A 12,939-nucleotide genomic window follows, 5' to 3' on the forward strand; every position below is an offset into this window, starting at 1 on the left:
TGGCCACAACCGGGGGTTTCGGGATCAACTGGTCCAAGGGTGGACAGCGGGAACGGGGGAAACTAATGTCGCGGCCAAGGGATGGGGCGTCCTGCATGGCTGGCCCCTTGCACAAATTCTGCCGGTGAATCAGGGCCATGCTCGAATTCGACAACGTCTCCAAGGCATTCTGGACAGGCAAGCAGCACAAGGTCATCCTGGACCGTGCGTCCTTCCGCGTGGAACTGGGCAACTCGCTCGGGATCCTGGCGCCGAACGGGACGGGCAAGACGACGCTGATCAACATGATGTGCGGCCTGGAACAACCCGACGAGGGGCGCATCCGCCGCGACTGCCGCATTTCCTTCCCGCTGGGGTTCATGGGCGGCCTTGTCAGCCGGCACAGCGCGAACGAGAACGCGCGGTACATCGCGCGCATCTACGGGCTGGATCCGGATTACGTCTCGGCCTTCACGCGCTGGTTGTGCGACATCGCGGAATATTTCGACATGCCGGTCGGCACCTACTCGGCGGGGATGCGGCAGCGGTTCAACTTCGCCCTGCTTCTGGCGCTGGATTTCGACATCTACCTGATCGACGAGGGGATGCCGCAGACGACGGATGTGGAATTCAACCGCAAGGCGGGTACAGTGCTGTTCGAGCGTCTGCAGACCTCGACCACGGTGATCGTGTCGCACCAGCCCAAGACGATCGAGAAGTTCTGCAATCGTGCCGCCGTCCTGCGCGACGGCAAGCTGTACATGTTCGAGACTTTGGACGAGGCCAAGCAATATTATGATTACACCGCCTAAGGCGCGCCGCTTCCATGGTTCGGTCTCGGAATCCGTCAAGCCGGGCGCGGGGGAAACCCGCGCCACGCCCGAAGCCGCGACCGACGCCGCCAAGGAAGCCCTGCCCAACGCCGCGCAGATCCGGGCCGAGAAGATGAAGCGCTTCACCGCCACCGAAGAGATCGCGGACGGGTTCGAGGGGATGCTGCCCCCCGGCGGGGCCAAGCCCGCCAACGACGCCCCCTCGGGCGAACTGGACGCCAAGCTGGCCGCCATCCGCGAAGAGAAGCTGACCCCGCGCCAGCTGCGCATCGCCCGCCGCATCGCGCAGCTGCACAAGATCGAGGTGTCGAGCGACGAAGAGGCCGTCCTGCGCCTGCGCGAACGCGGGATCGACCCGTCCCACCGCGGTGCCGTGGGCCAGATCCTGAATTCGGAAGGGCAGCGCGCGCAGGCCGAACCCGCGCCGAACGCCCCCGCGATCCGCCCGCAGCTGCCCAGCACCGTGCCGGGCGGCGACGCGCCCAACCTCCCCTCTCGCGAGCAGCTGACCGAGGACAAGCGCGCGGCCGAGATCTTCCGCATCCAGCAGGACATCGCGCGCAGGCGCAGGCGCAGGCTGGCGATGCTGGCGCTGCGGCTGCTGATCTTCGTCTTCATCCCGACCGCGCTGGTCAGCTGGTACTATACCACCGTCGCAAGCCCGCTCTATGCCACGGAATCGCAGTTCCAGATCCAGAGCGCGGATGGCGGCGGATCGGGCGGCGGGATCGGCGCCGCGCTGGCCGGGGCGGCCATGTCCACGAATACCGACGCCGTGGCGGTGCAAAGCTATCTGACCTCGCGGAACGCGATGCTGCGGCTGGACGCCGATCACGGCTTCAAGCGCGCCTTCCAGGAGGCGTCCATCGACCCGGTCCAGCGCCTGGCCGAGGACGCGACCAACGAAGAGGCCTATGGCGTCTACAAGGATTCGGTCAAGATCGGCTATGACCCGACCGAAGGCGTCCTGAACATGGAGGTGATCGCCCCGTCGGCCGACCTTTCCGAGGAATTCAGCCGCGCGCTCATCTCCTATGCCGAAGAGCAGGTGGACACGCTGACATCGCGGCTGCGTTCGGACCAGATGGACGGTGCCGCGGAATCCTACGAGGATGCCGAGGCGAAGATGCTGGCCGCCCAGATCCGCGTCCAGGAATTGCAGGAACAGCTGGGCGTCCTGGACCCCACCGCCGAAAGCAGCGTCGTGATGGGACAGGTGTCCTCGCTGGAAGGTCAGCTGACCGAGAAGCAGCTGGAGCTGGGGCAGCTTCTGGCCAATCCCAGCCCGGTCCAGAGCCGCGTCGACGCGGTGCGCGGCGATATCGTCCGCCTGCGAGAGATGATCGAGACCACGCGCACCCAGCTGACCGAAGGAAGCGACGACCGCAGTTCCCTTGCCGCGATCACCGGGCGCCTGCGCGTGGCCGAGGCCGAGCTTGCGACACGGCAGGAACTGCTTGCAGCCGCCGCCGCACAGATGGAAACTGCACGGATCGAGGCGAACAAGCAGGTCCGCTATCTCTCCATCTCGGTCGCGCCGATCCCCCCGGACGAGGCGACCTATCCAAAGGCCTTCCAGAACACCATCGTGGCGTTCCTGATTTTTTCAGGCATCTATCTGATGACGTCTCTGACGGCCTCCATCCTACGAGAACAGGTTTCTACATGACGAAACAGAAACATATCCGGATCGGGCGCATCACCTGCGGCAACGATCTGCCGCTGACGGTGATCGCCGGCCCCTGCCAGCTGGAAAGCCGCGACCACGCGATGATGATCGCGGAAACGATGGCCAAAGCCTGCGAAGATGCGGGCGCGTCCTATGTCTTCAAGGCCAGCTATGACAAGGCCAACCGGACATCGCTGTCGGGTCGGCGCGGCCTGGGCATCGACGAGGGGCTGCGCATCCTGTCCGATGTGCGCGACGCCTTCGGATGCCCCGTGCTGACCGACATCCACGATGCCGACCAGGCGCGCAAGGCGGCGGGCGTGGTGGACATCATCCAGATCCCGGCCTTCCTGTGCCGCCAGACCGACCTGCTGCTTGCCGCGGGCGAGACCGGCGCCGTCGTCAACATCAAGAAGGGCCAGTTCCTGGCACCCTGGGACATGCCCAACGTGGCCGCCAAGGTCGCCTCGACAGGGAACGAGAACATCCTGCTGACCGAACGCGGGGCCAGCTTCGGCTATAACGCGCTGGTCGCCGACATGCGGTCGCTGCCGATCATGGCGCGCACGGGCTATCCCGTCATCATGGACGCCACGCATTCGGTCCAGCAGCCCGGCGGGCTTGGCGGCGCATCGGGCGGCCAGCGCGAATTCGCCCCGGTCATGGCCCGCGCGGCGGTCGCGCTTGGCGTCGGCGGCGTCTTCATCGAAACGCACGAGGATCCTGACAACGCGCCCTCGGACGGGCCGAACATGATCCACTTGGAACGGATGCCCGCGCTGATCCGCTCGTTGATGGAATTCGACCGTCTGGCCAAGGCCGATCCGCTGAACGCATGATCCGCAGGTTGATCCTTGCCGCGATGCTGGCGCTGCCCCTGCTGGCGGCGCCCGTTGCGGCACAAGAGGACACCGGGGGCGCGGCCCCGGCGGGCACCATCTCGGTCGGGGATATCGGGGCGACGGATCTGGCGATCCTGAACCGCATCGGCAGCATCCTGGCCCAGATCCCCGAATTCGACGGCATCCGGGCCGAGGTCGATGCCGGCATCGTCACCCTTGACGGCGAGGTCGCCGAGCAGGAGGCGATCGAGCGCCTTCTGGGCCTGGTCGGGCGCGTCGACGGCGTTGTGTCGATCCGGAACGAGGTCGCACCCTCGACCGACCTGGCGACGCGGCTGGAATCGGTGCGCGCAAGGTTCCAGTCGCGCCTGACGGCGGTGATCGCGGGCCTGCCCTTCGTGGCCCTGGGTCTGCTGGTCGGCACGCTGATCGTCCTGCTGGGCAGTTGGCTGTCCAGGCGGGAAAAGACGCTGGCACGGATTGCGCCCAACCCCTTCATCGCGGGCTTTCTGGCGCAGGCCATCCGGCTGACCGCGTGGATCGTCGCGCTGGTCGTCGCGCTGGACCTGATGGGCGCACGCGCGTTGCTGGGGACACTGCTGGGGGCCGCCGGTATCTTTGGCCTGTCGCTCAGCTTCGCCGCCCGCGACACGATCGAGGGATTTGTCGCGACGATGCTTCTGTCGCTTCGCCAGCCCTTCAACCCGAACGACCTGATCGAGGTGAACGGCCTGCGCGGTCGCGTGATCCGCCTGACCAGCCGCGGCACGACCCTGCTGACGCTGGACGGCAACCATATCCGCATCCCGAACCAGATCATCTACAAGGCGGTGCTGACGAACTTCACCCGCAACCCCGAGCGTCGCTTCATGGTCGACATCACGCTGGACCCCGCCGCCGATCTGGGCCGCGCGCGGGACCTGGCGCTGAAGACGATGGCGGGGATGGATTTCGTGATGAAGCGCCCCGAGCCTGTCGCCTGGCTGGATGTCGCGGGCCCCGAACACCTGATCCTGCGCGCGGGCGGCTGGGTCTCGCAGGACGGCACCGATTTCGACCTCGCGCGCGGCGAGGCGTTCCGCCTGCTGCACCACGCGCTGGACGCCAAGGGCTTCCTGCCGCCCGAGCTGGTCCACAAGATCCAGATCGAACAGCCCGACACCGCCGAGGCCGCGGCACCGCAGCGCCGCCCGCGTCCTGCCGATCCGCGCCTGCGCGATCTGGGCCCGGACGCCGCCTTCGAGGAGATCATCGAACGCGAGCGCGTGGATGACGGGCGCGACCTGCTGAACCCCTCGCGCTAGGCCTGTCCCGCGGCGTGGCCCGACGCCCATGCCCATTGGAAGTTGTAGCCGCCCAGCCACCCGGTGACATCGACGCATTCACCGATGAAATGAAGGCCGGGAACCGACCGCGCCTCCATCGTTTTGGCGTCCAGATCGCGCGTATCGACCCCGCCAAGCGTCACCTCGGCAGTGCGGTATCCTTCGGTGCCCACGGGGCGCAGGGTCCAGGCGTTGATCCGTGCCGCAAGGCGGTCCAGCTGCTTGTTGTTCTGGTCGGCAAGGCGGGCCTTCGACAACCCTGCCTCGTCGGCGATGGCATGCGCAAGACGCTCGGGCAGGACGCGCGACAGGATGGTCGCCACCGCGGTCCGACCCGCCTGCCCCCGTTGGTCACGCAGCCAGGCCGCGATATCCGTTCCGGGCGCGAGGTCGACGCGCAATTCCTCGCCCGCCTTCCAGAAGCTCGAGATTTGCAGGATCGAGGGCCCGCTGATCCCGCGGTGGGTATAGAGAAGCGCGTCGCTGAAATCGCCCCCGCCATGCGCGATCCGCGCATCCGTCGCGATCCCGGCCAAGGGCTTGCACAGCGCAAGGTCCTGTTCGGCAAAGGTCAGCGGGACAAGGCCCGGGCGCGTCTCGACCATGCGCAGGCCGAATTGCTGCGCCAGGTCATAGGCAAAGCCCGTCGCGCCGATCTTCGGAATGGACTTGCCCCCCGTCGCGACCACCAGCCTTGCGGTGCGAATATCGACGCCGACACCCCGCAGCCGGAAGCCGTCGCCATCACGCTCGACGCTGTCGATCGGGGTCTGCAGGCGCAGCTCGGCCCCGCGCATGCGGTTCAGCAGCATGTTCGTGATCTGCGTCGCCTTCCCGTCGCAGAAAAGCTGGCCCTGCGTCTTCTCGTGCCACGCGATTCCCGCCGCATCCACCAGCGCCACGAAGTCGGCGGGCTTGTAGCGCGACAGCGCGCTGGCCGCGAATCTGGGATTCGCCGACAGGAATCGATCCCGCGCCGTCGCCATGTTCGTAAAGTTGCACCGCCCCCCGCCCGAGATCCGAATCTTCTCGGCCGGCTTGGCGGCATGATCCAGCACCAGCACCCGCCTTCCCTGCGCGATCGCCGATCCGGCGCAGAACAGACCGGCCGCGCCGGCACCCAAAATGACTATGTCCCAGTGTTCCATGACAGTCGCATATAGCCCTGATGAAAAAGGAACAAGATTTCTGAATTTTCGACTTGCACCCCCCGAACAGGTTGAGTAATCACCCTCCCACAGTTGGGGCGTAGCCAAGTGGTAAGGCAACGGTTTTTGGTACCGTGTACCGTAGGTTCGAATCCTACCGCCCCAGCCAACTTCCAGTAAGTCGTTGAGATAGCTCGTCTTATCGAGGGCGGACAGCCGATCTGGACCATTGTCCATCATCACTGTCCATCATGGAGCCTGTGTCCCCAATCGAGGGACCTGCCATGGGCATTGCCAATTTCGTCTTCCGCCGGGGCGCGATCTACACCTGGCGCCGCCGCATTCCCAAACGTGCCGAATCCGACGCCGCGAACCTCCAGGTCTCGCTGCGGACCGCTTGCCCGTGGACAGCGCGCAGGCTGGCCGTCATCGTGACCGCCGAGAGCGAGAGGGTGTTCGACCGCATGGGCATGGAAGGACTGACGCCGCAGGTGGCGCATGAATGGCTGGAGACCGTCATCCGGGAAGAGCTGGAGCGATCCGCCAGGCGCGACCGCGCCGCGTTCCATCTGCCGCAGACCGGCAACCCGGTCGAGAGCGCGCATCAGGACCATCTGGCGGGCGAGGCGCTGCGCCTCATCGCCCGCAAGGGCATCGAGCTGGAGCTGGACGAGGACGAGCGGCGCGAGCTGACCGCGCGCGGCTATTCCGAGGCCGATCTGGACCGCATCAACGAATACCAGGTCATCCTCGGCCGCGACGCGGCCACCGAGCCGGTCGAGAACCGCATCCGGCGCCGCGTGGCGGGGATCGCGGGGAAGGAGCGCATCAGCGGGCACGAGTTCTTCGACGCCAAGCGCATCTGGCTCAACGGCCGCGCGGCGGCGCTACTGTCGTCCAAGGCGGGGCTGGACCGGGGCTTCGACGATGCCATGGCGATGGCGGGTAGGCTGCGGGACGGAAAGCCCCTGCCGGTTGCCGAGGATGCCGCGCCGCCCACTCCCACATCCGAATCCGCCCCCGCATTCGATCCCGCGCTCCAAGCCGTCGCGGACCGCCTCGCCAGCCGCAAGGAGAAGCGCGGGCGGGTCACGGACAAGACCGCCTACCAGATCCGCAAGACCGCCGAGCTGCTGCACGAGGCCACCGGCATCGAGGACATCCGCAAGCTGCGGCAGGAACACCTGATGGCCTTCAGCAACATCATGCATGCCCTGCCCCCGACCTATCGCAAGACGCCGAAGGAGCGGGATATGACGCTGCCTCAGATCATTGAGGCGGCAGAAACCGCAGGCCGGAAACAGGGCCTGTCCGCCGCCACGATCAACCGCAATCTCGGCTTCGTCGGGCAGCTCATCAAGCACGCCCGCTCGGAAGGGCTGAGCCTCGATCCGCTTCTGGACACGCGCGATCTGCGCGAGACCGACCCAGAGGACGACCAGGACAAGGTCGCGCCCTTCAGCCGCGACGACTTGCGCCGCATCTTCGCAGGCCCCGTCTGGCAGGGCTGTCAGAGCGCGGGGCGCCGCACCCGGCCCGGCGATCTCGTCATCAGGGACGCGCTCTACTGGCTGCCGCTGATCGCGGCCTATACCGGCGCGCGGCGCGAGGAGATCGCGGGCCTCGCGCGCGAGGACATCGTCACCGAGGACGGCATCGCGGCCTTCCACTTCCGCCCGACCGAAATCCGGCGCCTGAAGAACCGCCCCTCTCAGCGCAAGGTGCCGATCCACCCGCACCTGCTGGAGCTGGGCTTCCTGGAGCATGTCGCGCAGGCCGAGACCGGCCAGGTCTTCCCGGACCTGAAGCGTCGCAAGGGGCGCGGCACGCTGTCGGATGCCATCAGCTTCAACTGGCACAAGCTGCTGCGCTCACAGCTGGGCGAGGATGCCGCGAAGAAGAACTTCCACTCCTTCCGTCACTACGTCACCGACGAGCTGCGCTACCGCCAGGACGTGCCCGACCTCTCGCGCCATCATCTGCTGGGCCACGCCATCAGTTCGGAAGAGGATCGCCGCTACGGCCAGCGCACGCCCCTGCCCCTTCTCAAGCCACTGATAGAGGCACTGCCGAGGGTGTTTTGACATGGCGAACAGTTGGAGGGCGCATTTCGGCCCTTTGCGGCCGCTAGACGCACGACCGATGCTGCCTGGCAGCCTCTCCAAACCGGACGTTAGAGCCTTGGCGCAGCGGAACCGAGTTGGCAGAGACTGCTATACGGGACTACCCTCGGCACGCGAACTCGGAATCACTCATCAACCAGATGGCCATTCTGCTCACGTCCCCAATACGCTTGATAGTTCGGGCCATGGCTTTCGGGCCGCTGCCCTTTTTCAGGTTTGCTCATCATGACCGGCAATGGTGCAGGCAGATCGGGGCCTACGATGATCGCTTCACCCTGTGACAGTGATGGGATGAAGGCAGCAGCGCTGCGATCCAGATCGCCGCAAGCTCTTTCAATGGTCTCCCGGTCTCGGTCATTCGTGAGCCTGTGGACAAACAAGGTTCCAAGCTGACTGAGAACATCCTGCGGCACATCTCTGGGTCGCTGGGTGGCGACGACGGTGGACAGACCGTATTTCCTACCCTCCTTGGCGATGAGACCAAAAGCATCGAGGTTGACGCTATTCTGGTCATCGCCAACAGACCGCCCAATGAACTGGTGAGCTTCATCTAGGAGACAAACGAGCGGATTTTTTCGGAAACGCCCTTGCCGCGCGATGCCGAGCAAATAGCGACCAAGAGCGTTCAGCAGCAACTCACGCGCATTGTGCTTGAAGCTCACGTTTTGGAATGAAAGCACCAAAGCTCTCGCATGTTGATCATCAAGAAACGCCTCGATTTCAGCACATATGTCCAAGCCGTCTCGCGAAAAGAAGCATGACATATCCGGTGAGTTCAAGAGCGTCTCGATCCGAATGACCAAGGTATTGTTATAGCTAACTTGCCTTGGGTCCACACCGCCGAATGTGCCGTCCGCATTGGCCGGAAACAGGCACTCTTTGCCAATTTGGTTGGAAAGCACTTTGAGATCGAAGTCGCAGTCGTCTGTCGCCAACTGATCGGCTAGCATTAGTTGAGCGCGACCGAGCGGTTTCCTGTGTTGGTTTGCTTTCGAAACAGTTCTGTTCTCGTCAAGTTGGATGAAGCCGACCGTTTTTTGCTTGTGCTGAACTTCTATGCGAAGTGCATCGCTGCCTTCGACGGGATGTTGCGGAAACTGCAATGGGTTTGCCAACAGCAGTCGGGCCATTCTCAAGCTAATAATAGCGCTCCGAAGCGTGGGGCCTTGGCTCTGCCCAGTTGGTCTGAGCAGAGCATTCAAGTCAAGCTCGGACAGCCTCTCACTCGGAAACCGTACCAAGCGCCCTTCAGCGGCTTGGTCATTAGAGAACTCAAACTCCCGTGCGTCGGCCACCTTTCCCGTAAACTCTCCAGTGGGATCAAACAGAATACATTTTCCGCCGATCCGCACGATTTCATTGACCAAGCGGGAAACCGTCCAGCTCTTGCCCCCGCCTGTCGCACCAAATACTCCACAATGACGACCGAACAGTTTCTCCGGAGGAATGCTGAGGGCGGCATCGTCCAGTCCGGATAGGTGCCCTAGCTCGACGAGTAACGGTGAGCTGTCACTCTTTACGTCGCCTTCCAAGGCATCCTTGATGGAATTGGACAGCGCCCCGCCCTCTGCGAGGTAGACTCCATCGCCGACCCTAGGCTGCGTGTTGATACCGCGCGTTACTTTCCGAGTTGTCTTGCTGACAGTTGCTAGCAACTGGACGCGTCCCTGTGGTTCAACCGTAGGATCGGTTTCGATCTGGTGTTCAAGAACATTTCGCTGCCTGTCTGGAATGCCAACTTCCGTCACGCGCCCTAAGATCGCTGAGCGGTCGCAATCGACAAACACGAAATCACCAACAGAGCCTTTCGCCAGCCCGCGCCGTCCGAGGGCTGCAAGAGCATTCGGTAAGGTGAGTTCCACGGCACTTGCCGTTACCCGTGTGACCGTTCCGATGCGCTTGGACGGGTCGATCAGAGAGGCAAGCTCGCTCATGCACTGTCGCCTTCGCGAAGCTTTTCAAGTCGAACATGCAAGAGCTGCCGATCCGTCTTGCCAGATATCATCGGCAGGGCATCGGCAAGGTCTTCGAAACGACCGTTCAGCATAGTAATGCGGGTATCACCCTGCCGCACAAGACGGGCGATCTTGCTCTGGTAAGCACGTTGCCCACGCAGATCGAGGGCAATTTCCTGCGCGTCTTCATCAAAGAGCTTATGATCCTCCACGAACCCGCAATCACAAAGCACGAGGCGCAGTGACAGGTTCGTTTCGATAGCTGACCAGATCGGGGCGCTGATATGGTCGTCTGCGAAACCGAAGCCGGAGACGATCAACGTTGTATCCGGTTCCCGCAAGGCAGCCTGCAAAGCTGCGAACATGTCCAGGTAGGGGCTTTCGAACGCCTCCTGATATTTCGAAGATCGAGGATAGATCAGGACTGGCTTGCGGTCGTCGCCGGGGTCATCGACGCTGCGAATGACGACTTCATCCGACCGTCGCCGCCAATCCACAGACCCGTGAAGCTTGTATAGGTGGAACACACCGTCTAGGTAGTCAGCTTTCGTGCTGGAAGCCACTCGCCGCACGATATCATAATCGAAGTGATCGCGGTTGAACCGCTGTTCCGCACTGTGGGAAAACCCGTCGATCAGGACGACGCCGAGGCGTAGCCCCGCCGTTTCGATGCAAAGATCGTAATTAGTAGTGAACAGTTTAACTCTGGGCTTTTCTGGGGTTCGACGGGCAAACTTGCGAAGAAACCCGGTGTGCGCGGGCAATTCCGTGTCGCTTTGAACGAAACCAACCTCAGCAAGAATTTCGCGTTCTGCGGTGACTACAAAATCTTTCAGTTGTGCAAGCCTTGGACGATCAGGGAACGCGGCATCCTTCTCAGCCCGAACCTCCAACAGCTCGATGGACATCTTGCACAAACTCAACAGGGCTTCGATGTTTTCCTCCCCTTCCGCAGGAACGTGTCCAATAACTGATTGCGCAACGGCGTTGAAATCTGCGTCGCCGCAACCTTTCTTGACCGCCTCCCATAGGTGCCACATCCCCGGCGGATTCGGCCCGCCATCGTTCTTGGCCGAGAAAGACGCGCCAGACCCCAAGAGAACCACGACATTGGTCGAGTGCAGTGCCGCCAATAGGGCCTCTTCGACTTGATCCTTGCAACCGGCCTTCGGTTTCTTGCTGGGGTCGTTCGGGTCTTCTCTTTCTCCCTCCCAACGAAGCCAGTTGCCGTCGCGTGTCAACAGACGCAGAAGTTTTTCATCGCCCTCTGGATGGCCGCTCCAATAGTTTGTCAATTTTTTCATCCGAATATGCAATTAAAAGTCGAGGCTAATCGATCTCGATTAATAGGTAAACCGTCTAGGAAGCAGCTGCAGATTGACACACTGTGGCCGCAAGCAAATAAACGTCTGCGTTCAGCGCAGGGCATTCTACAGTTTGCCCATGCAGCGAACGACCGCTCTCTGCCCTTATTCACCCATGTCGCAGATGCTCCGCGCCCACCACCGCCACGGCCCCTGAACCTTCTCGCTACATCGACGGCCCGTCCCGATAGTCGTGCTCGATCTCGGGTCCACCGCGCGTCTCGATGGCGTTCCACGACCTGATGACGAACCCGACGAAGCGCCTGAGTAGCGACTGCCCCGGCGCCCTAGGCGCATCCGCTGCGAACGCGCCCCGAAGTTGGCTGCCCAGTCCACGTCCCGTGATCTTGTTGTTAGTCACGGTCACCGAGCCATCCTCCAGACCGGTCATGATGGCATTCAGACCCTCGAAGGCATTCTCCAGATCCTGCTCCTTCGCTTTGACGGCTTCCTCTCGGGCAGTGACCCTTGCCTCGTGCAGCTTTGCCTGACGAATAAAGGCCTCCTTCTGATCGCTCAGCGCTTTCCTCTCCGCAGCCAGATTTGCCTCGGCGGCCGCCAGATCCAGTGCCCGAGCCTCCAGGGAGGCCCGCGTTTCCGCATTGCTGGCTTCGGCAGCGGCATTCTGCTGCGCGAACTTGAGGTTGGTTTCATGGTCACTCTTCTGGCTCTGCATCACCTTCGCCAGGCGCTTCGCCGTCTCCTTCTCGGCAGCATGCTGCCTGGTGGTCTTGCGGGCCTTGCGCGGCCCGTCCCGCAGCAGGCCCGAGGGCGCACCGACCTGAGCGTGATAATCGTCCTGGAACGCGCGTAGCGCCGCGTTATAGGCCTTGTTCTCGGCAGTGCGTCCCCTTGTGCGGCGATGCTCTTGTTGATGGGCCTTGTTGCGCTCGCGCCAATCCGCAAGCAGCGCGTCATTGCGTGCCTCGCAGGCCGCGCATTCGGCCTCCCAGGCCGCGATCTTCTCGCGATAGGCGATCTCGTTTCTGGCCTGCGTCTTGCGGTTCTTGCTGGGCTTGAACTTCTTGGGCTTCCTCGGCCTCGGCTCCAGCTCGGGCCGGGGCAGGCCCGGGATGGGTGTCGTCGCCTCCTCGCTTTCCCGCACCCGCTCCGCTGCAGCCTTGCCCGCATGAAGCTTGTTGGCGTTGAGTTTCGGATCCCCGACGTTCAGCGCCAAGATATGGAAGTGCACATGCGCTTCATCCGTGTGCACAACGACTGCATATTCCACGCCCGGAGGCATGCGCTTCTCGAAGTGGCTCACCGCCCGGTCCATCCAGGCCCCGACCTCTCGTTTCAGCTCGGGCGATTTGCCGCCCCAGATATCCTCGATCCTGGCCGGGTGAGAGTGGATCTCGGTATAGAGCGTATGGGCGTCGTTCCTCAGGCGTCTCTGATAAGACCGACCCGACGGATTTTGGACCGTTTCGACAGTATTGGCGGTCAGGGTCCTCCAGAGCGCCCGCAGTTCCTCCACCGACCTGGTCCCGGGAAACTGCTGCGCCGGTCGCGGAGAAGAAACATGCTCCGAATATCGCGCCTCCCGTGCGGCTTCCGCGAATACCTGCTCCGCCGAGTTGAAGTGGTCGCTTCCGCGCGTGGCCTGTCTTGGTTTTGCGCTGTAGCACTCGATATGGACGAACTGATAGGACATGTGCCCCTCCCTCAAGTTCCCCCACAGGTCGAGTTGGGCGTTGCCTC

The 12,939-nt window shown here is 63.2% G+C and carries 9 protein-coding genes and 1 tRNA gene; 6 read left to right on the forward strand and 4 right to left on the reverse strand.

The window, feature by feature from the left end; all coding sequences use genetic code 11:
- Positions 1-137 precede the first annotated feature (137 nt).
- Genes F804_RS0106170 through F804_RS0106185 form a run of 4 tightly spaced genes read left to right on the forward strand, consistent with a single transcriptional unit; the run spans position 138 to position 4,627 of the window.
- On the forward strand, positions 138-791 hold the full coding sequence (locus F804_RS0106170) for an ABC transporter ATP-binding protein (protein ID WP_022706879.1): 654 nt from the start codon (positions 138-140) through the stop codon (positions 789-791).
- Positions 775-2,481, forward strand: a complete 1,707-nt coding sequence (locus F804_RS0106175; protein WP_022706880.1) for a KpsE/RkpR family capsule polysaccharide export protein — start codon at positions 775-777, stop codon at positions 2,479-2,481. The genes F804_RS0106170 and F804_RS0106175 overlap by 17 nt, the downstream gene beginning before the upstream one ends.
- Complete coding sequence (gene kdsA, locus F804_RS0106180) at positions 2,478-3,320, forward strand: 3-deoxy-8-phosphooctulonate synthase (RefSeq protein WP_022706881.1); 843 nt, start codon at positions 2,478-2,480, stop codon at positions 3,318-3,320. Before F804_RS0106175 ends, kdsA begins: the two co-directional genes overlap by 4 nt.
- A complete protein-coding gene (locus F804_RS0106185) occupies positions 3,317-4,627 on the forward strand; it encodes a mechanosensitive ion channel family protein (protein ID WP_022706882.1) in 1,311 nt (436 codons plus the stop codon). Before kdsA ends, F804_RS0106185 begins: the two co-directional genes overlap by 4 nt.
- Here the strand turns inward: F804_RS0106185 and F804_RS0106190 are convergent.
- A complete protein-coding gene (locus tag F804_RS0106190; RefSeq protein ID WP_022706883.1) occupies positions 4,624-5,796 on the reverse strand; it encodes a BaiN/RdsA family NAD(P)/FAD-dependent oxidoreductase in 1,173 nt (390 codons plus the stop codon). The genes F804_RS0106185 and F804_RS0106190 overlap by 4 nt on opposite strands.
- Before the next feature lie 94 nt (positions 5,797-5,890).
- Here F804_RS0106190 and F804_RS0106195 point away from each other — a divergent pair.
- Positions 5,891-5,965 (forward strand) — tRNA-Gln (locus tag F804_RS0106195).
- Between the two features lie 115 nt (positions 5,966-6,080).
- Entirely contained in the window at positions 6,081-7,880 is a 1,800-nt protein-coding gene (locus F804_RS0106200) for a site-specific integrase (RefSeq protein ID WP_022706884.1), read from the forward strand.
- Positions 7,881-8,044: 164 nt separating this feature from the next.
- On the opposite strand, the gene F804_RS15785 is transcribed toward F804_RS0106200, so the two are convergent.
- The 3 genes from F804_RS15785 to F804_RS0106220 form a co-directional block, all read right to left on the reverse strand.
- Complete coding sequence (locus F804_RS15785) at positions 8,045-9,853, reverse strand: ATP-binding protein (RefSeq protein ID WP_040595716.1); 1,809 nt, start codon at positions 9,851-9,853, stop codon at positions 8,045-8,047.
- The gene (locus F804_RS0106215; protein WP_211214613.1) at positions 9,850-11,178 is read right to left on the reverse strand and encodes an SIR2 family protein; all 1,329 of its coding nucleotides are present in this window, start codon (positions 11,176-11,178) and stop codon (positions 9,850-9,852) included. The genes F804_RS15785 and F804_RS0106215 overlap by 4 nt, the downstream gene beginning before the upstream one ends.
- A 226-nt stretch (positions 11,179-11,404) precedes the next feature.
- Positions 11,405-12,892, reverse strand: a complete 1,488-nt coding sequence (locus F804_RS0106220; protein ID WP_022706887.1) for a hypothetical protein — start codon at positions 12,890-12,892, stop codon at positions 11,405-11,407.
- Positions 12,893-12,939: the final 47 nt, after the last annotated feature.

The organism is Paracoccus zeaxanthinifaciens ATCC 21588, from assembly GCF_000420145.1.
Classification (GTDB): domain Bacteria; phylum Pseudomonadota; class Alphaproteobacteria; order Rhodobacterales; family Rhodobacteraceae; genus Paracoccus; species Paracoccus zeaxanthinifaciens.